Raw genomic sequence first — 20,819 nt, forward strand, 5'->3', positions numbered from 1 at the left:
TTATTCGGGAAAGACGCCGCCGTTGACCGGTTGCGATTCCACTTCCAGCAAGGTCAGTTTCAGCGACTTGCCGCCCGGCGCCGGCCAATCGATGTGCTGACCGACCTTCAGGCCCAGCAGCGCACTGCCAACCGGAGCGAGAATGGAAATCTTGCCTTCATCGGCGTTGGCGTCCTTGGGATAGACCAGCGTCAGGTGGTAATCCTTGCCACTGCCTTCTTCGCGGCAATGCACGCGGGAATTCATGGTCACGACATCGGCGGGCACTTCATCGTGGCCGACCACGGTATCGGCGCGGTCCAGCTCGGTTTGCAGCGCAATCACGCCCGGCGCAGCCTGGTCTTTGTCGCTCAGGCTGTCGATCAGGCGCTCCAGACGTTGCACGTCCAGACGGGTAAGGGTGATGGAAGGTGCGGTCATGATCCAGGCAGACTCCTTTCTTCTGCACAAAAAAAGCAAAACCCCGCCAAAAAAGACGGGGTTTTCACCGTGCCTCGGTGGTTTGAGGCGTTCGCGGACACTATCACAGCTCAAAAAATATACAAGTCACGCCCTTTTTTGCCTGGGTGAAACCCTTGTGGCGAGGGGATTTATCCCCGTTCGGCTGCGCAGCAGCCGTATAGATTTTGGGGCCGCTACGCGACCCAACGGGGATAAATCCCCTCGCCACAATATCAACAGGCTTGGGATTTTCGTGCGGTAGCCTGCTGGCAAATCACCCGGCGCCGCTGATCATCCGCCGAGCGCCACTCGCGAATGTCCTCGACGTGGCGCGCACAGCCGAGACAGACTTTCTGCTCGTCCAGTCGACACACACCCGTGCACGGCGAAGGCACCGCCGGGCTGACGTTGCTGTAGAGCGGTTTCGGCGGGCGAACAGGCGCTGCATCCGTCACGAATCACAGACCTTCGAAATCGAATTCGGCGCCAGCCTGCTGCTTGACGAGGCGCTGCAGCATTTCGCCCAATTGCTCTTCGCTCTTGTCGCACATCCAGCGCTCGCTTTCTTCGTCGTAGTCGAAGTGGAAACCACCGGACACGGCCGCCAGCCACAGCTGACGCAACGGCTCCTGGCGGCTGAAGATCAGCTGCGAGCCATTTTCGAACTTGACGGTCAAGACACCTGCCGAGCTCTCCAGGTCGATATCCAGGTCGCTGTCATCAAAGATATCTTCCAGCGTCTGCTGGGTAGCATCGACCAGATCGTGGAAACGGGCTTCGGACAAACTCATTGCGGCAACCTCAAAAATGTCTGATCAGGCTCAAGCGCCGAAAGATACGGACGCTGCCGACCGATTGCAAAGATTAACGACCAAGCACCTGTCGGCCCATCCAGCACCGCCCCCGTGGGAGCGAGCCTGCTCGCGAAAGCGGTGTGTCAGGCAACGAGCCTGTTGAATTTGCCGACGCCTTCGCGAGCAGGCTCGCTCCCACAGGGATGATGCGCATCACAGGAGCCCCGCCGGACGGGAACCCCCTCGCATAGGCAAGCTGCCGGGTGGCCGGTATACTCCGGCGCAATTAACGCATTTTCAAGGATTTCGCCATGAAGCGCCTGATCTCTTCCCTTGCTGCGCTCGTCGCGGTTGCCTGCCTGGTTTCGGCCTGTGGTCAAAAAGGCCCGCTGTACCTGCCCGATGACGACCAGGACCCGGCCGAACAAGCCCAGTCTTCGCAGAAGCAGCCGTCCAAGGCTCACAAGCACGACGTTTACTAAGGGATCGCCATGGACGCTTTTAACTACCGTGGCGGGGAGCTGTTCGCGGAAGGTGTGGCGCTGTCCGCCATCGCCGACCGCTTCGGCACGCCCACCTATGTCTACTCGCGCGCCCACATCGAAGCGCAGTATCTGGCCTACGCCGATGCGCTGGCCGGCATGCCGCATCTGGTCTGCTTCGCGGTCAAAGCCAACTCCAACCTCGGTGTACTGAATGTCCTGGCCCGTCTCGGCGCCGGTTTCGACATCGTTTCCCGTGGCGAGCTGGAACGTGTACTGGCCGCTGGTGGCAGCGCCGACAAGATCGTTTTCTCCGGCGTCGGCAAGACCCGTGACGACATGCGCCGCGCCCTCGAAGTCGGCGTGCACTGCTTCAACGTCGAGTCCACCGATGAGCTTGAGCGCCTGCAAGTAGTCGCCGCCGAGCTGGGTGTTCGCGCCCCCGTTTCGCTACGCGTGAACCCGGACGTCGATGCCGGCACCCATCCGTACATTTCCACCGGTCTGAAAGAGAACAAGTTCGGCATCGCCATTGCCGACGCCGAAGACGTGTACGTGCGCGCCGCGCATCTGCCGAACCTGGAAGTGGTGGGCGTTGACTGCCATATCGGTTCGCAACTGACCACCCTGCCGCCGTTCATTGATGCACTCGATCGCCTGCTGGATCTGGTCGACCGCCTCGGCGATTGCGGCATTCACCTGCGCCACATCGATCTCGGTGGTGGTTTGGGCGTGCGTTACCGCGATGAGGAGCCGCCGCTGGCTGCCGACTACATCAAAGCCGTGCGCGAACGTCTCGACGGGCGTGATCTGGCGCTGGTGTTCGAGCCAGGCCGCTTCATCGTTGCCAATGGCGGCGTGTTGCTGACACAGGTCGAATACCTCAAGCACACCGAGCACAAGGATTTCGCCATCGTCGATGCGGCGATGAACGACCTCATCCGTCCAGCGCTGTATCAGGCGTGGATGGACGTCACGGCGGTGAAACCGCGCGACAGCGCTGCACGCAAGTACGACATCGTCGGCCCGATCTGCGAAACCGGTGACTTCCTCGCCAAGGACCGCGAACTGGCGCTGGAAGAAGGCGATCTGCTGGCGGTGCATTCGGCCGGCGCCTACGGTTTTGTGATGAGCTCCAACTACAACACCCGTGGCCGTGCTGCCGAGGTGCTGGTGGATGGTGATCAGGTTTTTGAAGTGCGTCGCCGCGAAACCGTGGCCGAGCTGTTTGCCGGCGAAAGCCTGCTGCCGGAGTAACCCATGCTGCTGCGTTTTACCAAAATGCACGGCCTGGGCAACGACTTCATGGTCCTCGACCTGGTCAGCCAGCACGCGCACATTCAGCCCAAACACGCCAAGCAATGGGGCGACCGCCACACCGGTATCGGTTTCGACCAGTTGCTGATCGTCGAAGCGCCAAGCAACCCGGATGTGGATTTCCGCTACCGGATCTTCAACTCCGACGGCTCGGAAGTGGAGCAATGCGGCAACGGTGCGCGCTGCTTCGCCCGCTTCGTGCTCGACAAGCGTCTGACCGCCAAACGGCAGATCCGCGTCGAGACCAAGGGCGGCATCATTGAACTGGACGTGCGTAACGACGGCCAGATCGGCGTGAACATGGGCGCGCCGCGCCTGGTGCCGGCAGACATTCCATTCCAGGCGCCGGCCCAGGCCAGCAGCTATCAGCTGGAAGTCGATGGCACCACGGTCGAACTGGCCGCCGTGTCGATGGGCAATCCCCATGCGGTCATTCGCGTGGACGACATCAACAGCGCACCGGTGCATGAACTGGGGCCGAAGATCGAACACCACCCGCGCTTTCCGGCGCGGGTCAATGTCGGCTTCCTTCAGGTCATCGATCGCCACCGTGCGCAACTGCGTGTGTGGGAACGCGGCGCCGGGGAAACCCAGGCCTGCGGCACCGGCGCCTGTGCGGCGGCGGTGGCGGCCATCAGTCAGGGGTGGATGGATTCGCCGCTGTTGATCGACCTGCCCGGCGGGCGTCTGTCCATCGAGTGGGCCGGCCCGGGCGAACCGGTGTTGATGACCGGTCCGGCAGTGCGTGTATACGAAGGACAAGTGCGTCTTTGAGCGAGCAGAAATCATGACCGACAAGCCACAGGTACCCGCCCGACCAGCCGACGAATCAGCGTCCGAGAGCCTCGAGGCAGCCGCGGTTGCCGCCTACCTGGAGGCTCATCCGGACTTTTTCGTCGAGCACGAAGAGCTGCTGCCGTCGTTGCGCATCCCGCACCGACGCGGCGACACCGTGTCGCTGGTCGAGCGGCAGATGACCATCCTGCGCGACCGCAATATCGAGATGCGCCATCGCCTTTCGCATCTGATGGACGTGGCCCGCGACAATGATCGCCTGTTCGAAAAGACCCGCCGCCTGATTCTCGCGCTGATGGATGCATCGACCCTGGAAGACGTGGTCATCAGCGTTGAGGACAGCCTGCGTCAGGATTTCCAGGTGCCTTTCGTCAGCCTGATCCTGCTCGGCGACAACCCCGCACCGGTCGGCCGCTGGGTGACTCACGCCGACGCGCAAACCGCGATCGGCGGCCTGCTCACCGAAGGCAAAAGCGTCAGCGGCAGCCTGCGTGAACATGAGCTGGATTTCCTCTTCGGCGAAGAACAGCGCCAGCAGATCGGCTCGACCGCCGTGGTTGCCATCAGCCATCAGGGCATTCACGGCATTCTGGCCATCGCCAGCCGTGACCCGCAGCATTACAAGAGCTCGGTCGGCACCCTGTTCCTCAGTTACATCGCCGAGGTCATGGGCCGTGTGCTGCCACGGGTCAACAGCTCGCTGCGCTCGGTACGCTGACCATGGAACGACAACTGGACGCTTACTGCGAACATCTGCGCAGTGAGCGACAGGTGTCGCCGCACACCCTGTCGGCTTATCGCCGCGACCTCGATAAAGTCCTCGGCTGGTGCATCAAGCAGAACATCGGCAGCTGGGCCGCGCTGGACATCCAGCGCCTGCGCAGCCTGATCGCCCGGTTGCATGCGCAAGGCCAGTCCTCGCGCAGCCTCGCCCGCCTGCTCTCGGCGGTGCGCGGGCTCTATCACTACTTGAATCGCGAAGGCCTGTGCGACCACGACCCGGCCACCGGCCTGGCCCCGCCGAAAGGCGAACGGCGCCTGCCGAAAACCCTTGATACCGACCGCGCATTGCAGCTGCTGGAAGGTGCGGTCGAGGACGATTTTCTCGCCCGGCGTGATCAGGCGATTCTTGAGCTGTTCTATTCTTCTGGCCTGCGCCTGTCCGAGCTGACCGGGCTCAATCTCGATCAACTCGACCTCGCCGACGGCATGGTTCAGGTGCTCGGCAAGGGCAGCAAGACCCGACTGTTGCCGGTTGGCACCAAGGCCCGCGAAGCCTTGGAACACTGGTTGCCGCTTAGAGCCATGACCAACCCGGCGGACGATGCGGTTTTTGTCAGCCAGCAAGGTCGGCGTCTCGGCCCGCGCGCGATTCAGGTGCGGGTCAAACTGGCTGGCGAGCGCGAACTGGGGCAGAACCTGCATCCGCACATGCTCCGGCACTCGTTCGCCAGCCATTTGCTCGAGTCCTCGCAGGACTTGCGCGCGGTGCAGGAATTGCTCGGTCACTCTGATATCAAAACCACGCAGATCTATACCCACCTCGACTTCCAGCATCTGGCGGCGGTCTACGACAGCGCCCATCCCCGGGCCAAACGCATGAAAGGCGATGATTCATGAGCATTCAGTTGATCACCTTCGACCTCGACGACACTTTGTGGGATACCGCGCCGGTGATCGCCAGCGCCGAAACCGTGTTGCGCGAATGGCTGAGCGAGCATGCGTCGAATCTGGGCGCAGTGCCGGTGGAGCATTTGTGGTCGATTCGCGAGCGAGTGCTGGCGGGCGAACCGGGCCTCAAACACCGCATCAGCGCGCTGCGCCGACGTGTGCTGTTCCATGCGCTGGAAGAAGCTGGATATGCCGACGGCGAGGCGTCGGAGCTGGCTGACAAGGCTTTTGAAGTGTTCCTGCATGCGCGGCATCAGATCGAGGTGTTCCCGGAAGTCGAGCCGCTGCTGGAGCTGCTCGCCAATCACTATGCCCTCGGCGTGGTCACCAATGGCAATGCCGACGTGCGCCGGCTGGGGCTGGCGGATTACTTCAAGTTCGCCTTGTGCGCCGAAGACATCGGCATCGCCAAACCGGATGCGCGGCTGTTTCATGAGGCCCTGCAGCGTGGCGGAGTAAGTGCCGAAGCGGCGGTGCATGTCGGCGATCATCCCGGCGATGACATTGCCGGCGCGCAACAGGCGGGATTACGCGCGGTGTGGTTCAACCCGACGGGCAAGGTCTGGGAGGCGGAGCGCTTGCCCGATGCCGAAATCCGCAGCTTGACCGATTTGCCAGCCGTTCTCGCACGCTGGAATGCCACCTCGAAATAATCCACAAACCCTGTGGGAGCGAGCCTGCTCGCGAATGCGGTGTGTCATCCAACATGTATGTCGGCTGACATGCCCCCTTCGCGAGCAGGCTCGCTGCCACCGGGGACTGCATTTGTTTTCAACGGATTTATTTCAGGCATAAAAAAGCCCGCAGCGACGGCGGGCTTTTTCAGCAAGCGAGCGACGCGCCTCAGATAGGGCGGCTGCCGTACTTGTTGTCCGGCTTCTTGGGCGGATCGGCGACCACGTTGGCCTCCACTTCCTGCACCTTGCCGCCGCGCGCAAGGAATTCTTCCATGGCCTTGGCCAGGGCGTCACGCTCCTTGTTCTTGGCTTCGATGCTCGGCAACTCGTCGACCGAGACCGCAGCCTTGGCTTTGCCTTTGGCAGCCGGGGCCGGCGTGTCGTCACCGCCATCATCTTCGGCAACGTCTTCCGCTGCCGCTTCCAGGCCTTCCTCGGCCTCGTCTTCGTCGCCTACTTCGAGGTCGTCGTTTTCCAGATCATCGTCGCTCATGTTCTACCTCATGACTTGCCAAAAGCAGATTAGTTATAGACCAGCTTTGGCGACTGTCGAAGCCGCCGTTGAAAAATCTTCTGCCGCTGCCCGGCAGCGGCTCATGCCTGTTCACCGTGCAAGGTGGCGAGGACTTTACGGGCACCGCCATGATCACGGTGCTCGCCCAGATAAATCCCTTGCCAGGTACCCAGGGCCAGCCGTCCAGCCGCAACCGGCAGACTGATCTGGCAACCAAGCACGCTGGCCTTGAAGTGCGCCGGGAGATCATCCGGGCCTTCGTCGTTGTGCTCGTAGCCGCCCGTTCCTTGTGGGATCAGACGATTGAAAAATCGTTCGAAGTCGCGACGAACTGCCGGATCGGCGTTCTCGTTGATGGTCAACGATGCCGACGTGTGCTGCAGCCACAAATGCAACAGACCGACCCGACAGGTCTTGAGTTCAGGCAAGCCTGCGAGTAACTCGTCCGTCACCAGATGAAAGCCCCGGGGCCTTGCCCGCAGGGTTATCAGAGTCTGTTGCCACATACAGTTCTCCGCTCGTTCGGGGCGCATTCTAGCGTGCTCTGAAAAAAAACAAAGGCCCTAATATTCCTGCAGCGATGTAAGCGATTGCCCGCAGAAAAAGCCTCGTCGTAAAGACGACCAAAGCCGTAAGAAAAATCCTTTCAGCCGCACCTTGAATGACAAATCCCGGACAAAAAAATGCCCGGCGAACCGGGCAATTTTTTTATCGCGCGTACTTACAGGTTGTAGCCGCGTTCGTTGTGTTGTGCCAGATCGAGGCCGACCGACTCTTCTTCCTCGGTTACGCGCAGACCCATGACGGCGTCCAGCACCTTGAGGATGATGAAAGTGACGATCGCGGTGTAGATCACCGTGAAGCCGACGCCTTTGATCTGAATCCAGACCTGCGCGCCAATGTCAGTCACGGTGCCGAAGCCGCCCAGTGCCGGTGCGGCAAACACACCAGTGAGGATCGCGCCGAGGATACCGCCGATGCCGTGCACGCCGAAGGCATCCAGGGAATCGTCATAGCCGAGTTTGCGTTTCAGGGTGGTGGCGCAGAAGAAGCACACCACGCCTGCGGCCAGACCGATCACCAGTGCACCCATCGGGCCTACAGTGCCAGCGGCCGGAGTGATCGCGACCAGACCGGCGACCACGCCCGAAGCAATCCCCAGTGCGCTTGGCTTGCCGTGGGTGACCCACTCGGCAAACATCCAGCCCAGTGCCGCAGCGGCGGTGGCGATCTGAGTAACCAGCATGGCCATACCGGCAGTGCCGTTGGCGGCAGCAGCGGAACCAGCGTTGAAGCCGAACCAGCCAACCCACAGCATCGCCGCGCCCATCAGGGTGTAGCCGAGGTTATGCGGAGCCATCGGTGTGGTCGGGAAGCCTTTGCGCTTGCCCAGTACCAGGCACGCGACCAGGCCGGCGATACCGGCGTTGATGTGCACCACGGTGCCGCCAGCAAAGTCGAGCACGCCCCAGTCCCACATCAGGCCGCCGTTACCGGACCAGACCATGTGCGCGATCGGTGCATAAACCAGAGTGAACCAGATGCCCATGAAAATCAGCATCGCGGAGAACTTCATGCGCTCGGCGAACGCACCGACGATCAGCGCCGGGGTGATGATCGCGAAGGTCATCTGGAAGGTGATGAACACCGCTTCAGGGAACAGCGCCGCCGGGCCGGTGATGCTCGAAGGCGTGACACCAGCGAGGAACGCCTTGCCCATGCCGCCGAAGAACGAATTGAAGTTGACGACGCCCTGTTCCATGCCGGTGGTGTCGAAGGCAATGCTGTAGCCATAAATGACCCACAGGATGCTGATCAGGCCGGTAATGGCGAAGCACTGCATCAGCACGGAAAGAATGTTTTTCGAGCGAACCATACCGCCGTAGAACAGCGCCAGGCCGGGGATGGTCATGAACAGCACGAGCGCTGTCGAGGTGAGCATCCAGGCGGTGTCGCCGGAATTGAGGACTGGCGCTGCCACTTCGTCTGCCGCCATGGCGATGCCGGGCATTACGATGGACAACAGGGCGCCTAGCCCTGCGAATTTACGCAGAGTCATATTGTTTTCTCCTGGGGCGTTGGGTTTGTGGCGGCGCTTAGATCGCGTCGGTATCGGTTTCGCCGGTACGGATGCGGATCGCCTGTTCCAGATTGACCACGAAGATCTTGCCGTCACCGATCTTGCCGGTGTTGGCCGCTTTGGTTATCGCCTCGATAACCCGATCCAGATCCTTGTCGTCGATGGCCACGTCGATTTTCACCTTGGGCAGAAAATCGACCACATATTCCGCGCCGCGATACAGCTCGGTGTGACCCTTCTGCCGGCCGAAGCCTTTGACTTCAGTAACGGTAATGCCCTGCACGCCGATTTCGGACAGCGACTCGCGCACGTCGTCCAACTTGAACGGCTTGATGATGGCAGTGACTAGCTTCATGAAACTCTCTCCCGAATTGGTGGACTTGCCCCAGGAAAACAAACCCGTCTCAAGTCTAAGCGCAGTGCCTGGCTTTGTAACGCATCGTTGACGCCAGCTAACCGCATCAGACGAAACTCCCCGCTTCGTCTGCCGCACTGCATTCGTCACAGCGACTGCATCAGTGCATGGGTCGAGGGTGACTAAGCAGAAACCTTGCCAGCTCGGCAAAAACCCTGCATTTCAATCTCTTGGCCCCTGTTGCACGCGCTCGGGCAGAAAAGCTTTTGCCGATACGCACAACAACGGTGCGCCACCGTCCGTCCCCCTGCGCGAAAAGCGTGCATCCGTGCAACGGGATTGACTATAGACACTGCGTGATACACTGCCGGCCATTGTTTCCAGGACATTTCCCATGCTCGCGCCCAAAGACTTCCTCGACGCCCTGAGCGGCACCGCCTCCCGCCTCTTCAGCGGCGACACCCCGCTGCCGAAAGCCGAAATGGAAAGCCAGTTCAAAATGCTGCTGCAAAGTGCCTTCAGCAAACTCGATCTGGTCAGCCGGGAAGAGTTCGATAGTCAGATGGTAGTGCTGGCGCGTACTCGCGCCCGCCTCGAAAGCCTCGAAGCCAAGGTTGCCGAGATGGAAGCGAAGCTGACACCGCCCGCTGAATAATTCGCGTCCCCTGTAGGAGCTGCCGAAGGCTGCGATCTTTTGATCTTCAGCCCTTCAACCATCCCCGCAACGTCCTACAACCTTAATGACCGCCGTCCGATTGCGCCAAAAAGCCCAGGTTTCTAAGCTATCTGATGCTGAATGTTCAGCAGAGGATTGGGCGACCCGGGCAGGGCCATGGTGGAAATGGGCTTCGCGGATGCTGCAATCGCTATGAGCCCGCATGCCGGAGCTGGGCTCTGCGCAAATCGTAAGTCGACTGAAGATTCATCCAGAACTCAGGCGTAGTGTTGAGCTGAATGGCGAGGCTGATTGCCAGATCGGCGCAGATCCTGAGCTGGCATTTCACAAGCTCTTCGATCTCACTTTCGGGCCAGTTCGTGGGCATGGCCAGATCCATGACAGTCACGCCCAACGGCTCCATGAATCCTTATTCAGAACCTCGCCCGGATGAATCGGGCGCATACCACTGCGGTCCGTTTTTTTCGCCTCCAGAGGCTGCGTTGAGTGGCCAACTGGAGCATCCGACTCCCGGATACAAGACCTTCACACCCCTTTCGCCAGCGTCCTACAAATATTAGGGCATGGCCCTACAAACATCAGCGTCTGCGCCTGATTCCGTGAGCTCTTCGCTGTGATTAGGCTGGTGGCTTTCGCCTGCGCTGGTCGATCCTATTCGTCGAGTTCCAGGCGATACACATTGATCGCCAGACACTCTGGTTCTGGATCCCTCTTGTCTGATTTGCTCAAGCTCAAAGAAAACACGCTGGTTCAGCATCCAGATGGTGGTTACATCTTTGGCACGATCCCCGATATGCCAAAATTCGGCTTGCCAGGCGGGAAGATTTATCTGCGGGTAGGTATTCACCGTCGAGCGAATAGTGGTTTTGGCGTAGTGCACATTTGGGAAGCCCATAGTGCCGATTTGCTCAAGCATGGTTGCCAGACTGCCGATGGGGTAGCAGCGATTGTTGCGAAAATGATCGTCCCGGGGGCGCAAATCTATTGTGAGTTCAAAGAACAACGATGTGGAAACAGGGTCGCGGTACTGAGGACATCTATGGGAACACTGATTCTTGAACCGCGACACGAGCGCGCCACAGGATTTGGTTACTTCGTGGTGACTTGGTACCCGCAAAAACGTGCACATGGCACGTTAGTGGGGCAGATACCACGAGCACCACCAAATCAGAAATAAAAAAAGGCGTCCGATGGACGCCTTTTAAGTATTTTTTGAGGAGTAGTCGCAGCGATTCTTTAGCTCCTGGCTTTACGGCCTTGGGTTCAGAATCCGACAGGCTAGCCCGTCGTCACTACTTCAGAGAAACCAGCTTTCTCTGCTGCCAAAAATGCGGGGGAGCTTTTGCTGGTGCCCAGTCCCGACGAATGCGCAGTTGCAGTCCTCGAATGGGATGATCCTTCAATGCCGTGCGAGAGTCAACGCTCTAATTCAGGCAAGCAGTGACAGCCCATCGGGTCTGGATACGTCTTGTAAACCTCTATTTCAGCACCGAAACCCGGCTCAACTACCCTTCAAAAACCCGCAGGAAGCGGCTCCCCGATTCAGCTCAAGGAACGACCATGTCCCTCTCCATTGTCCACAGTCGCGCCCAGATTGGCGTGGAAGCCCCCGCTGTTACCGTCGAAGTCCATCTGGCCAACGGTCTGCCGTCGCTGACCATGGTCGGCCTGCCCGAAGCGGCGGTGAAGGAGAGCAAGGATCGCGTACGCAGCGCGATCATCAATTCCGGGCTGCAATTTCCGGCGCGGCGGATCACCCTGAATCTGGCGCCGGCGGATCTGCCCAAGGATGGCGGGCGGTTTGATCTGGCGATTGCCTTGGGGATTTTGTCGGCCAGTGTGCAGGTGCCCTGCCTGACCCTGGACGAGGTGGAATGTCTGGGCGAGTTGGCGCTGTCGGGTGCCGTGCGGCCGGTGCGTGGTGTGCTGCCGGCGGCACTGGCGGCGCGCAAGGCCGGGCGGGCGTTGGTGGTGCCTCGAGCGAATGCCGAGGAGGCGTGTCTGGCGTCGGGGTTGAAGGTGTTTGCGGTGGATCATTTGCTGGAAGCGGTGGCGCATTTCAATGGGCATACGCCGGTGGAGCCTTACGTTTCCGACGGTTTGATGCACGCTGCCAAGCCCTATCCCGACCTCAACGAAGTGCAGGGTCAAACAGCCGCAAAGCGCGCATTGCTGATTGCCGCAGCGGGGGCGCACAACTTGTTGTTCAGCGGGCCTCCGGGAACCGGCAAGACGCTGCTGGCCAGTCGTCTGCCAGGATTACTGCCGCCGCTATCCGAATGCGAGGCGCTGGAAGTGGCAGCGATTCAATCGGTCGCCAGCGGGGTTCCCTTGACTCACTGGCCGCAGCGGCCGTTCAGGCAACCGCACCATTCGGCTTCAGGGCCGGCATTGGTCGGTGGCAGCTCGAAACCGCAACCCGGCGAGATCACCCTCGCCCACCATGGCGTGCTGTTTCTCGATGAGTTGCCGGAGTTTGATCGCAAGGTGTTGGAAGTTTTACGCGAGCCTTTGGAGTCGGGACATATCGTCATCGCGCGGGCCAAGGATCGCGTACGTTTCCCCGCGCGATTTCAATTGGTTGCCGCGATGAATCCGTGTCCCTGTGGATATCTTGGCGAACCCAGCGGCAAATGCTCGTGCACACCGGATATGGTCCAACGCTATCGCAACAAGTTGTCAGGGCCGCTGCTGGATCGTATCGATCTGCACCTGACCGTGGCGCGGGAGGCAACCGCGTTGAATCCGGCAGCCAAGCCCGGCGAAAACAGCGCCAGCGCTGCGGCTTTGGTGGCCGAGGCTCGCGAACGACAGCAGAAGCGTCAGGGCTGTGCCAATGCGTTTCTCGATCTGCCGGGATTGAAGCGGCACTGCAAGTTATCCACAGCCGATGAGACATGGCTGGAATCAGCCTGTGAACGGCTGACGCTTTCGCTGCGCTCGGCCCATCGCCTGCTCAAGGTCGCCCGCACTCTGGCAGACCTCGAGCAAGTCGATGCAATCAAGCGCGAACACTTGGCCGAGGCACTGCAATACCGGCCGGCGACACCTTAATGCTCGGTCAGATCAACCAGCGGTGCTTGGCGCACTTCAGTATCGCGCCCGGCCTGAATTTCAGTCACGCGCTTGAGGGCCTTGTCCACTGCCCCTTTGTCGGCCAGCAGGCTGTAGCTGATCTGGAACTGTTTATGTTCTTTCGGCGCAATGGTCGGCACCAGATTCAACGGCCGCTGATAGCGACGGTTGTAGGAAAAACTGGTTCCCGGCTCCAGCCCGGTGACGTAGCCCTGCCCTTGGGTGTCGGTGTTTTTCCACAGCGAAAACACTGGCAACTGCTGGGTATTGAAGCCAACCGCAACGCCGAGGCTACCGGCCTTGTTGTGCAGCACGGTCAGGGTGTCACCCTTGGCGTCCGCATACGGCACGACGTTGTAGACAGTTTCGTCGTAGTCCTTGGTTGGCGCGCGATAGGTCTGCCAGTCGGGCAGGTCACCCTTGGCCTTGTCGTTGAACGGCGATACCTGCTTCACCGGCGCAGCGAATTTTGCCCCTTGCTCAAGAAACGGCGTGCTGAAGTTGCTGTGATACAGCGCCTGATATTCCTTCGCATAGTCGCCGTTGTTGGTCAGGGTGTCGTTAAGGGCGAAGCTTGCGCTGCCCGGTTCGGTGACCAGTTCGGTCGCTACCGAGAAATCGACTTTCTTGAATGCCTGCTCTTTCAGCTCGCCACGCAGCGTGATGGCATACGGCGGCTTCTCGTCGATGTGCAAAGTGACGGTGCTGGCCGGGATGTTGGCGGCGCGACCGTGCAGGGTCAGCAGTTCGCCGTTGTCCATGCCGGGATGGCCAACCCACTCGTAACCGCAACGGGTGACCAGCTCATTGAAGCCTTCCAGCCAGCCCAGACCACCGCGACCGTTGAGTTCGATGAACGCTGGGTTGACCACGTCCTTGACCGGCGAATCCCAGCCCATGCGCACGTCGCCCACCGAAGCCTGCAACACGTTCATGCCACGGGTTGGCACCACCGAGAGTTTCATCGTGCCGTTATCGATGTCGACGATGCTGACGCCCTCCTGACGACCGCCATGCAGAGTACGCAAGGTCACGGAAAACGGTTTGGCGGTTTTTACACCGAGTTGCTCACTGGTGATCGTCCGGTTTTTTGCCGGAGTGTTGGCGTCGAGCAGGACATAGTCCCAGGCCATGGCATGAGAAGCGGCAGAGAATGCGCCGAGGGCGACGAGGAGTTTGAGCGGGGTCATGGCAGCAGCCTTTATTGGAGTTGTGCCATTTTTATAGCGCTGCGGAAACGTTTCAGCAAGTGCAAAGAAGCGGTGGGAGAAAAGCATTCGCGAGCAGGCTCGCTCCCACAGGGACATCGGGCCTTCACAATATTTGTGAATTACGCCGACTACTGTGGGAGCGAGCCTGCTCGCGATAGCTGTTTCAAAGATGCATCAACGGAAGCGGTCAACCTCGGAACGCAGATCCGCCGCCAGCTTCTCCAGCTCTTTCGCGGTGACAGCCAGGTTCGACACCACCTCACGCTGCTCGCTGTTGGCCAAGGCGATGCTCTGCAAATTGCTGCTCAGCAACGTCGCAGTGCTGCTTTGTTCCTGAGTGGCGGTGGTGATCGCAGCAAACTGCTGGCCTGCCGAACGGCTCTGCTCGTCAATCCGCGCCAGCGCCGAGGCGACATTGGCGTTGCGCGACAGGCCTTCCTGCATCAGCACGTTGCCCTGTTCCATAGTGCTGATCGCGTTGCCGGTTTCCTGTTGGATGCTGTGGATCATGCTGGAGATTTCATCGGTCGCCTGACGGGTACGCGAGGCGAGGCTGCGCACTTCGTCCGCGACCACGGCAAAACCGCGACCTTGTTCACCGGCACGCGCGGCTTCGATGGCAGCGTTGAGTGCCAGCAGGTTGGTCTGCTCGGCGATCGAGGTGATCACACCGACAATTCCGCCGATTTCCTGAGAGCGCTGCCCCAGCGTGTTGATCACGCTGGCGGTGCTGTTCAGCGCACCGGCGATCTGCTCCAGCGACGACGACGCTTCTTCCATCGAGCTGCGGCCGATCTGCGTTTGCTGAGCGTTTTCCTGCGCCAGGCGCTGGGTCGCGCCCATGTTGTCGGCGATGTTCAACGACGTCGCGCTGAACTCTTCCACGGCGCCGGCCATGCTGGTGATTTCGCCCGACTGTTGCTCCATGCCTTCGTAAGCACCACCGGACAAACCGGACAGCGCCTGCGCACGGCTATTGACCTCTTCCGAAGCGCGGCGGATGTGCTCGACCATGGTCGACAGCGCCTGGCTCATCTGGTTGAACGCGCGGGACAGCTGCCCGATTTCATCGTGGCTCGATACGTTCAGACGCACGCTCAGATCACCAGCACCCAAGGCCTCAGCCTGACGCACCAGATCGCCCAACGGCGCGAGTTTGCTGCGCAGCAGCCAGACCACGGAACCGACCGCAAGCAACATCGCCAGCAGGCTGCCGATCGCCAGTTGCGTACCGACGCTCCAGGTCACCGCGCGGATCTCGGCTTTCGGCATGCTCGCCACCACCGACCACGGACCACCTTCAAACGGCACGGCGATGCTGTAGAAGTCCTCGCCCTTGTCGCTCCAGAACTCACCCTTGCCCGGGGTTTTCACCAGGTTGTTGATGGTCGGGGCGGCTTGATCCAGGTTTTCGACGCCGGCAATCGGCACCAGCCATTTGTTCTGCTCGTCGAGCAGGGCCAGCGAGCCGGTCTTGCCAATGCGGAAGCGCTTGAGATTGGCGAACTGCGCGTTCTGCGCGTCGGTGTAATCGAAACCTACGTACAACACGGCGATGATCTTGCCGCCCGCATCGCGCACCGGTGTGTACTGCGACATGTAGTAGCGCTCGAACAGCAGCGAGCGACCGACATAACTCTGCCCCGCCATCAACTTCGCGTAGGCCGGGTTGGCATGATCGAGCACGGTGCCGATGGCACGGGTGCCGTCCTGCTTGCTGACGTTGGTGCTGACGCGAATGAAGTCTTCGCCGCTGCGCACGAATACCGTGGCCACACCGGCAGTCATCTGCTTGAACTCGTCAACTTCCTTGAAGTTGTTGTTCAGCACTTCGTTGCCCAGATGCAGACCCGGGGTCTGCACGCCGGCCACGGTCACTGGCTGATCGGGGTGCACACTCAGGCCACTGCCGAAGCGTTTTTCGAACAGACCGCTCAGGCGCAGGGTGCTTTCGCGCAGCGTACCGTGGAAGGTACTCAGTTGATCGGCCAGCAGCCGGGCCTCACTGGCCAGATGCTCTTCACGGGTGGCGAGGTTGGCGGAATCCAGCGAACGCAAGGCGAACACCGTACTGCCGTTGATGACTATCGCCAGTATCACAGCAAGGGCAAGGCCCAGCTGCGAGGCGATCCGAGCACGAGGTTGAGACATGAACAGCTCCTGGCCGAGCCACCGAATCCTCCTTGATCGCGGTAATTGCCCGGAAAATATTCTAATAGTGGGGTGTAACGCGGAACCGGCACGACGGTTCCACAAGCTCGTAGTCGGCGGTAAAACCGAATACTTGAGCGCATTGCGTGGGTATGGCGCAGTGGTGGCATTGTGCCGGCTCGAACGTTTCAGCTCAAGCGCTCTACCGCCGGCAATTGCATGGCGCGGACTTCGCCTTGGAGAAAATCGCTGAGGCGGCGCAAACGTTCACCTCCCGGACGCGGTTTCGGCCAGACCAGGTAATAATTCAGGCCACTGGCGACGGCCGTTGGCCACGGCAGGCTCAAGCGCCCCTGCGCAACATCTTCGGCAACCATCAACAGATCACCCATCGAAACGCCGTAACCGCGCGCCGCGGCGATCATGCCCAGCTCCAGCGTATCGAACACTTGCCCACCCTTGAGCGAGACCTGATCGGACAGGCCCATGCGCTCCAGCCAACTGCGCCAGTCACGGCGATCCGGGGTCGGGTGCAGCAGTTCGGCGGTCGCCAGACGCGCTACGTCCCAAGGTTGATCATTGAGCAGGTTCGGCGCGCCGACCGGGATCAATTCCTCGGGAAACAGCAGGCTCGCTTCCCAGTCCGGCGGGAAATGCCCGTCACTGAGCAACACCGCGCAATCGAACGGTTCGTTGTTGAAGTCCACCGAATCAATGTCCATCCACGCGCTGGTCAGTTGCACCTCATTGCCCGGCTGCAAATGGCGGAAGCGACTCAACCGCGCCAGCAGCCAACGCATGGTCAGGGTCGATGGCGCTTTCATGCGCAGGATGTCGTCCTCGGCACGCAAGGTATTGCAGGCGCGCTCAAGGGCGGCGAAGCCTTCGCGGATTCCGGGTAGCAGCAGCCGTGCCGATTCGGTCAGTTGCAGGTTGCGCCCGCTGCGATGAAACAGCCGGCAGGCGAAGTGTTCTTCAAGGGTGCGCATGTGCCGACTGACCGCGCTCTGGGTGATCGACAATTCTTCCGCCGCGCGGGTGAACGAGCTGTGTCGCGCTGCCGCTTCGAATGCGCGCAGGGCATACAACGGCGGAAGGCGTCGGGACATACAAAAAGCTCCAGTAGCGGGGATATAGCCAATCCGGCGGGTACGTTTCAGGATGAGTATTAATCATGCCACCCATCCTTTTTATCCCTTTGTGCAACGCCTGCCAAGCGCCGAGAATCGACGCTCTTCTGTTCCCTCTGAAATTTGGGTGGTGATGACCATGCGGCATCCTGTGCGTACCGAACTCTGGGCCATCCTGCGGCTGGCGGGGCCGCTGATTGCTTCGCAGTTGGCGCACATGCTGATGGTGCTGACCGATACTCTGATGATGGCGCGCCTGAGCCCCGAGGCGCTGGCCGGGGGCGGCCTCGGTGCGGCGAGCTACTCGTTCGTGTCGATTTTCTGCATCGGCGTTATTGCAGCGGTCGGCACTCTGGTGGCGATCCGTCAGGGTGCCGGCGACATCATCGGTGCCGCGCGCCTGACCCAGGCCGGGTTGTGGCTGGCCTGGCTGATGGCCCTCGGCGCCGGGCTGCTGTTGTGGAACCTCAAACCGGTGTTGCTGCTGTTCGGCCAGACCGAAACCAACGTCAACGCCGCCGGGCAATTCCTCATCGCCCTGCCCTTCGCCCTGCCCGGTTATCTGAGCTTCATGGCGCTGCGCGGCTTTACCAGTGCAATCGGCCGGGCGACGCCAGTGATGGTCATCAGCCTCGCCGGCACGGTGGCCAACTTCCTGCTCAACTACGCGCTGATTACCGGCATGTTCGGCCTGCCGCAGCTGGGTCTGACCGGCATCGGTCTGGTCACGGCGATTGTCGCCAACTGCATGGCACTGGCGCTGGCCTGGCATATCCGCCGGCATCCGGCCTATGACGCTTATCCGTTGCGCGCCGGTCTGTCGCGGCCGAACCGGCAATACCTGAAAGAACTCTGGCGCCTGGGCCTGCCGATTGGCGGCACCTATGCGGTGGAAGTCGGGCTGTTTGCCTTTGCCGCGTTGTGCATGGGCACCATGGGCAGTACGCAAATGGGTGCGCATCAGATCGCCCTGCAGATCGTGTCGGTGGCCTTCATGGTCCCGGCCGGGATGTCCTATGCCATCACCATGCGCGTCGGCCAACACTACGGCGCCGGGCAACTGGTCGATGCACGGATGTCCGGGCGTGTCGGTATCGCTTTCGGCGCCGTGGTGATGCTCGGCTTCGCCCTGGTGTTCTGGCTGTGGCCGAACCAGTTGGTCGGCCTGTTCCTGGACCATAATGACCCGGCGTTTGCCGAGGTGATCCGTCTGGCGGTGAGCCTGCTGGCAGTAGCGGCGTGGTTCGAGCTGTTCGACGGCACGCAGACGATTGCCATGGGCTGCATTCGTGGGCTCAAGGATGCCAAAACCACATTTCTGGTCGGACTGGCTTGCTATTGGCTGATTGGCGCACCGGCGGCGTGGTGGATGGCGTTCCATTTGAACTGGGGGCCGACGGGCGTCTGGTGGGGATTGGCGCTGGGCCTGGCGTGTGCGGCGGTGAGTTTGACGCTGGCATTCGAATGGAAGATGCAGCGGATGATTCGGCGCGAGCCGCAAGCTCAAGGTTTCAACATCCCACAGGCCGAATGAGGGTTTCCTTTGTGGGAGCGAGCCTGCTCGCGAAGACCGAGTGTCAGGCCCAGATCATCCAGCTGACATAACGCCTTCGCGAGCAGGCTCGCTCCCACGGGGATTTGCGCCGGCCGCAACAATTGTGATCAACCGACGATTTCCAGGGCCGGCTGCTGGTTCGATCCAGACGTCAGATATTCCACCAGCTCATCCAACGGCAACGGCCGGCTGATCAGATAACCCTGCACCTGATCGCAGCCGAACCCGCGCAACAACTCCAGTTGCTCCGGCGTCTCGACGCCCTCGGCGACCACTTCCAGATGCAGGTTGTGCGCGAGGTTGATCATCGCGTGCACCAGTTTGCGGTTCTCTTCGCGCTGTTCCATGCCGCCGACAAAACTCTTGTCGATCTTCAGCAAGGTGATCGGCAGGCTGTTGAGGTGCACGAAAGAGGAAAACCCGGTGCCGAAATCGTCCAGCGAGAAGCGCACGCCGAGGCGGCCGAGGGCGTCCATGGTCTGCTTGACCAGATCGCTGCGCCGCATCACGGCGGTTTCGGTCAGTTCGAATTCCAGCCACTGCGCCTCGACGCCACGCTCGGCAATCAGACGGCTGAGCGTCGGCAGCAACTGGCTGTCCTGAAACTGGCGGAACGACAGGTTGATCGCCATGTGCAGCGCCGGCAGCCCCTGCTCGCGCAAGGCCTGCATATCGCGCAAGGCGCGGGAAATCACCCAGTAGCCCAGCGGCACGATCAGCCCGCTCTGTTCGGCCAGCGGGACGAACTCGCTCGGTGGCAACAGACCGCGCTCGCCATGACGCCAGCGCACCAGCGCTTCGAGGCCGACAATCTGGCCGTCTTCAAGATTCAGGCGTGGCTGGTAATGCAGTTCCAGCTCATCGCGGCGCAAGGCCCGGCGCAGTTCGCTTTCGAGGTCGGCCATGCTCCGCGCGTTGCGGTTGATGCGTTCGTTGAAGATATGAAAGGTGCAGCCCTGCGTGCTCTTGGCCTGCTGCATGGCGATATGGGCGTGCCACATCAGTGGATCGGCACCGCCATTGGCGCGGGCATGGGCGATGCCAAGGCTGGAGCCGATCAGCAGGCTCTCGCCGTCGACCCAATAAGGTTCGGCCAACGCCTCAGTGATGCGTTCGGCCATCCACTCGGCGCGTTGCGGCGCGCGGCGGGTATCGATCAGCAGAGCGAATTCATCGCTGCCCAGCCGTGCCAGTTGATCGCCGGCCTCCAGCTGACTTTTCAGCCGCGCGACGACCTGCAGAATCAGACGATCCCCGGCCTGATGCCCGAGGGCGTCGTTGGCATGGCGAAAATTGTCGAGATCGAGATGGCCGAGGGCGAGACCGCGCCCGTCGCCTTCGGCAAGACGCGCAGTAAGCAGGGTCTGAAAGCCTTGGCGATTGGCGATACCGGTCAGCGGGTCCTGTTCGGCGAGGCGCTGAAGAGTGTTTTCCAGCACGCCGCGCTCGCGCACATGGCGCAGGCAACGCTGAAGCATGCCGGCGTCGAGAGCGTCGAACACCAGCCAGTCGCTGACACCGACCGGCGCGGTGGCCGGCTCGTGCTCCAGCAGCAGAACGGTCGGCAGGCTGCAACGCCCGGGCGGCGGTTGCAACGCTGGCAGGGTCAGCAGTACCGCGTGGCGGTTGTCCTCGAACAGGCGGCTGACCGAATCCCAGTTCGGCGCGCTGATCAGCACCGCCGCGCTCCCCATCGGAGCCAGACACTCACGCAACAACGCTGTCCACGCTGGCTCTTCGGCCAGTAGCAGCAAACGCAAGGGTTCGACAGGCGTAGACAAGCTGACTCCCTAGACTCTGCAATGATGTAGGCGGGGCATTATGCCGTTGTGCTGAACAATGACCAATGCGTTGTCTGATGACAACGGCATCGAAACGTTATTTTGTGTCACGAA

At 61.0% G+C, this 20,819-nt stretch carries 22 protein-coding genes; 10 read left to right on the top strand and 12 right to left on the bottom strand.

Features of this window, described 5'->3' with window-relative positions; translation table 11 throughout:
- From rnk to cyaY, 3 genes are all read right to left on the bottom strand, one after another.
- Positions 1-420, bottom strand: coding sequence for a nucleoside diphosphate kinase regulator (gene rnk, locus ACZ9BE_RS23510; RefSeq protein WP_476249993.1), 420 nt, complete (start codon positions 418-420; stop codon positions 1-3).
- A gap of 254 nt (positions 421-674) precedes the next feature.
- Complete coding sequence (locus ACZ9BE_RS23515) at positions 675-896, bottom strand: DUF1289 domain-containing protein (RefSeq protein ID WP_076564524.1); 222 nt, start codon at positions 894-896, stop codon at positions 675-677.
- 3 nt (positions 897-899) lie between these two features.
- Complete coding sequence (cyaY, locus tag ACZ9BE_RS23520; RefSeq protein WP_056791639.1) at positions 900-1,232, bottom strand: iron donor protein CyaY; 333 nt, start codon at positions 1,230-1,232, stop codon at positions 900-902.
- A gap of 314 nt (positions 1,233-1,546) precedes the next feature.
- On the opposite strand from cyaY, the gene lptM reads away from it, so the two are divergent.
- The 6 genes from lptM to ACZ9BE_RS23550 are packed head-to-tail and all read left to right on the top strand — an operon-like array spanning position 1,547 to position 6,153.
- Positions 1,547-1,717, top strand: coding sequence for an LPS translocon maturation chaperone LptM (gene lptM, locus ACZ9BE_RS23525; RefSeq protein WP_016772589.1), 171 nt, complete (start codon positions 1,547-1,549; stop codon positions 1,715-1,717).
- Positions 1,718-1,726: 9 nt separating this feature from the next.
- Positions 1,727-2,974, top strand: a complete 1,248-nt coding sequence (gene lysA / locus ACZ9BE_RS23530; RefSeq protein ID WP_056791636.1) for a diaminopimelate decarboxylase — start codon at positions 1,727-1,729, stop codon at positions 2,972-2,974.
- Positions 2,975-2,977: 3 nt separating this feature from the next.
- The gene (dapF, locus tag ACZ9BE_RS23535) at positions 2,978-3,808 is read left to right on the top strand and encodes a diaminopimelate epimerase (RefSeq protein WP_041476933.1); all 831 of its coding nucleotides are present in this window, start codon (positions 2,978-2,980) and stop codon (positions 3,806-3,808) included.
- Positions 3,809-3,821: 13 nt separating this feature from the next.
- Complete coding sequence (locus ACZ9BE_RS23540; protein ID WP_041476935.1) at positions 3,822-4,547, top strand: DUF484 family protein; 726 nt, start codon at positions 3,822-3,824, stop codon at positions 4,545-4,547.
- A 2-nt stretch (positions 4,548-4,549) separates the two neighbouring features.
- A complete protein-coding gene (gene xerC, locus ACZ9BE_RS23545; RefSeq protein WP_024014773.1) occupies positions 4,550-5,449 on the top strand; it encodes a tyrosine recombinase XerC in 900 nt (299 codons plus the stop codon).
- Complete coding sequence (locus tag ACZ9BE_RS23550) at positions 5,446-6,153, top strand: HAD family hydrolase (RefSeq protein WP_122506202.1); 708 nt, start codon at positions 5,446-5,448, stop codon at positions 6,151-6,153. Before xerC ends, ACZ9BE_RS23550 begins: the two co-directional genes overlap by 4 nt.
- A gap of 190 nt (positions 6,154-6,343) precedes the next feature.
- Here the strand turns inward: ACZ9BE_RS23550 and sutA are convergent, their stop codons facing one another.
- The 4 genes from sutA to glnK all read right to left on the bottom strand — a co-directional run bounded on the left by sutA (position 6,344) and on the right by glnK (position 9,126).
- A complete protein-coding gene (gene sutA / locus ACZ9BE_RS23555; RefSeq protein WP_016772583.1) occupies positions 6,344-6,670 on the bottom strand; it encodes a transcriptional regulator SutA in 327 nt (108 codons plus the stop codon).
- 101 nt (positions 6,671-6,771) lie between these two features.
- Entirely contained in the window at positions 6,772-7,197 is a 426-nt protein-coding gene (locus tag ACZ9BE_RS23560; RefSeq protein WP_476249994.1) for a secondary thiamine-phosphate synthase enzyme YjbQ, read from the bottom strand.
- Between the two features lie 215 nt (positions 7,198-7,412).
- On the bottom strand, positions 7,413-8,750 hold the full coding sequence (locus ACZ9BE_RS23565) for an ammonium transporter (RefSeq protein WP_041476939.1): 1,338 nt from the start codon (positions 8,748-8,750) through the stop codon (positions 7,413-7,415).
- A 37-nt stretch (positions 8,751-8,787) separates the two neighbouring features.
- The gene (glnK, locus tag ACZ9BE_RS23570; protein ID WP_002555808.1) at positions 8,788-9,126 is read right to left on the bottom strand and encodes a P-II family nitrogen regulator; all 339 of its coding nucleotides are present in this window, start codon (positions 9,124-9,126) and stop codon (positions 8,788-8,790) included.
- A 394-nt stretch (positions 9,127-9,520) separates the two neighbouring features.
- Here glnK and ACZ9BE_RS23575 point away from each other — a divergent pair, with 394 nt between their 5' ends.
- Positions 9,521-9,781 carry an accessory factor UbiK family protein gene (locus ACZ9BE_RS23575; protein WP_095181253.1) on the top strand — a complete coding sequence of 87 codons (261 nt, stop codon included), beginning with the start codon at positions 9,521-9,523 and terminating at the stop codon, positions 9,779-9,781.
- 211 nt (positions 9,782-9,992) lie between these two features.
- On the opposite strand, the gene ACZ9BE_RS23580 is transcribed toward ACZ9BE_RS23575, so the two are convergent.
- On the bottom strand, positions 9,993-10,205 hold the full coding sequence (locus tag ACZ9BE_RS23580) for a HigA family addiction module antitoxin (RefSeq protein WP_476249995.1): 213 nt from the start codon (positions 10,203-10,205) through the stop codon (positions 9,993-9,995).
- 309 nt (positions 10,206-10,514) lie between these two features.
- Here ACZ9BE_RS23580 and ACZ9BE_RS23585 point away from each other — a divergent pair, with 309 nt between their 5' ends.
- Both ACZ9BE_RS23585 and ACZ9BE_RS23590 read left to right on the top strand, forming a co-directional pair.
- Positions 10,515-10,979, top strand: coding sequence for a hypothetical protein (locus tag ACZ9BE_RS23585; RefSeq protein ID WP_082530345.1), 465 nt, complete (start codon positions 10,515-10,517; stop codon positions 10,977-10,979).
- A gap of 383 nt (positions 10,980-11,362) precedes the next feature.
- A complete protein-coding gene (locus tag ACZ9BE_RS23590; protein WP_095181251.1) occupies positions 11,363-12,856 on the top strand; it encodes a YifB family Mg chelatase-like AAA ATPase in 1,494 nt (497 codons plus the stop codon).
- On the opposite strand, the gene ACZ9BE_RS23595 is transcribed toward ACZ9BE_RS23590, so the two are convergent.
- From ACZ9BE_RS23595 to ACZ9BE_RS23605, 3 genes are all read right to left on the bottom strand, one after another.
- Entirely contained in the window at positions 12,853-14,067 is a 1,215-nt protein-coding gene (locus tag ACZ9BE_RS23595; protein WP_310218769.1) for an aldose 1-epimerase family protein, read from the bottom strand. The two genes, ACZ9BE_RS23590 and ACZ9BE_RS23595, sit on opposite strands and share 4 nt — an antisense overlap.
- Positions 14,068-14,262: 195 nt before the next feature.
- A complete protein-coding gene (locus ACZ9BE_RS23600) occupies positions 14,263-16,239 on the bottom strand; it encodes a methyl-accepting chemotaxis protein (protein ID WP_476249996.1) in 1,977 nt (658 codons plus the stop codon).
- A gap of 188 nt (positions 16,240-16,427) precedes the next feature.
- Entirely contained in the window at positions 16,428-17,348 is a 921-nt protein-coding gene (locus ACZ9BE_RS23605; protein ID WP_024014781.1) for a LysR substrate-binding domain-containing protein, read from the bottom strand.
- 160 nt (positions 17,349-17,508) lie between these two features.
- Between ACZ9BE_RS23605 and ACZ9BE_RS23610 the strand changes: the two genes are divergently transcribed.
- Entirely contained in the window at positions 17,509-18,903 is a 1,395-nt protein-coding gene (locus ACZ9BE_RS23610) for a NorM family multidrug efflux MATE transporter (protein ID WP_150637108.1), read from the top strand.
- 128 nt (positions 18,904-19,031) lie between these two features.
- Here ACZ9BE_RS23610 and ACZ9BE_RS23615 read toward each other — a convergent pair whose 3' ends face one another.
- The gene (locus ACZ9BE_RS23615) at positions 19,032-20,705 is read right to left on the bottom strand and encodes a putative bifunctional diguanylate cyclase/phosphodiesterase (RefSeq protein WP_056791613.1); all 1,674 of its coding nucleotides are present in this window, start codon (positions 20,703-20,705) and stop codon (positions 19,032-19,034) included.
- Positions 20,706-20,819 lie beyond the last annotated feature (114 nt).

The organism is Pseudomonas sp. TE9122 (genome assembly GCF_056278925.1).

What these genes read in the sequence shown, in the direction of transcription:
- lysA (WP_056791636.1), top strand. Translation starts at nt 1,727, where the DNA reads ATGGACGCTTTTAACTACCGTGGCGGGGAGCTGTTCGCGGAAGGTGTG.
- ACZ9BE_RS23595 (WP_310218769.1), bottom strand. Translation starts at nt 14,067, where the DNA reads ATGACCCCGCTCAAACTCCTCGTCGCCCTCGGCGCATTCTCTGCCGCT.
- ACZ9BE_RS23550 (WP_122506202.1), top strand. Translation starts at nt 5,446, where the DNA reads ATGAGCATTCAGTTGATCACCTTCGACCTCGACGACACTTTGTGGGAT.
- ACZ9BE_RS23565 (WP_041476939.1), bottom strand. Translation starts at nt 8,750, where the DNA reads ATGACTCTGCGTAAATTCGCAGGGCTAGGCGCCCTGTTGTCCATCGTA.
- cyaY (WP_056791639.1), bottom strand. Translation starts at nt 1,232, where the DNA reads ATGAGTTTGTCCGAAGCCCGTTTCCACGATCTGGTCGATGCTACCCAG.
- ACZ9BE_RS23600 (WP_476249996.1), bottom strand. Translation starts at nt 16,239, where the DNA reads ATGTCTCAACCTCGTGCTCGGATCGCCTCGCAGCTGGGCCTTGCCCTT.
- glnK (WP_002555808.1), bottom strand. Translation starts at nt 9,126, where the DNA reads ATGAAGCTAGTCACTGCCATCATCAAGCCGTTCAAGTTGGACGACGTG.
- sutA (WP_016772583.1), bottom strand. Translation starts at nt 6,670, where the DNA reads ATGAGCGACGATGATCTGGAAAACGACGACCTCGAAGTAGGCGACGAA.
- rnk (WP_476249993.1), bottom strand. Translation starts at nt 420, where the DNA reads ATGACCGCACCTTCCATCACCCTTACCCGTCTGGACGTGCAACGTCTG.
- ACZ9BE_RS23605 (WP_024014781.1), bottom strand. Translation starts at nt 17,348, where the DNA reads ATGTCCCGACGCCTTCCGCCGTTGTATGCCCTGCGCGCATTCGAAGCG.
- ACZ9BE_RS23575 (WP_095181253.1), top strand. Translation starts at nt 9,521, where the DNA reads ATGCTCGCGCCCAAAGACTTCCTCGACGCCCTGAGCGGCACCGCCTCC.
- dapF (WP_041476933.1), top strand. Translation starts at nt 2,978, where the DNA reads ATGCTGCTGCGTTTTACCAAAATGCACGGCCTGGGCAACGACTTCATG.
- ACZ9BE_RS23540 (WP_041476935.1), top strand. Translation starts at nt 3,822, where the DNA reads ATGACCGACAAGCCACAGGTACCCGCCCGACCAGCCGACGAATCAGCG.
- lptM (WP_016772589.1), top strand. Translation starts at nt 1,547, where the DNA reads ATGAAGCGCCTGATCTCTTCCCTTGCTGCGCTCGTCGCGGTTGCCTGC.
- ACZ9BE_RS23580 (WP_476249995.1), bottom strand. Translation starts at nt 10,205, where the DNA reads ATGGAGCCGTTGGGCGTGACTGTCATGGATCTGGCCATGCCCACGAAC.
- ACZ9BE_RS23560 (WP_476249994.1), bottom strand. Translation starts at nt 7,197, where the DNA reads ATGTGGCAACAGACTCTGATAACCCTGCGGGCAAGGCCCCGGGGCTTT.
- ACZ9BE_RS23590 (WP_095181251.1), top strand. Translation starts at nt 11,363, where the DNA reads ATGTCCCTCTCCATTGTCCACAGTCGCGCCCAGATTGGCGTGGAAGCC.
- xerC (WP_024014773.1), top strand. Translation starts at nt 4,550, where the DNA reads ATGGAACGACAACTGGACGCTTACTGCGAACATCTGCGCAGTGAGCGA.
- ACZ9BE_RS23610 (WP_150637108.1), top strand. Translation starts at nt 17,509, where the DNA reads ATGCGGCATCCTGTGCGTACCGAACTCTGGGCCATCCTGCGGCTGGCG.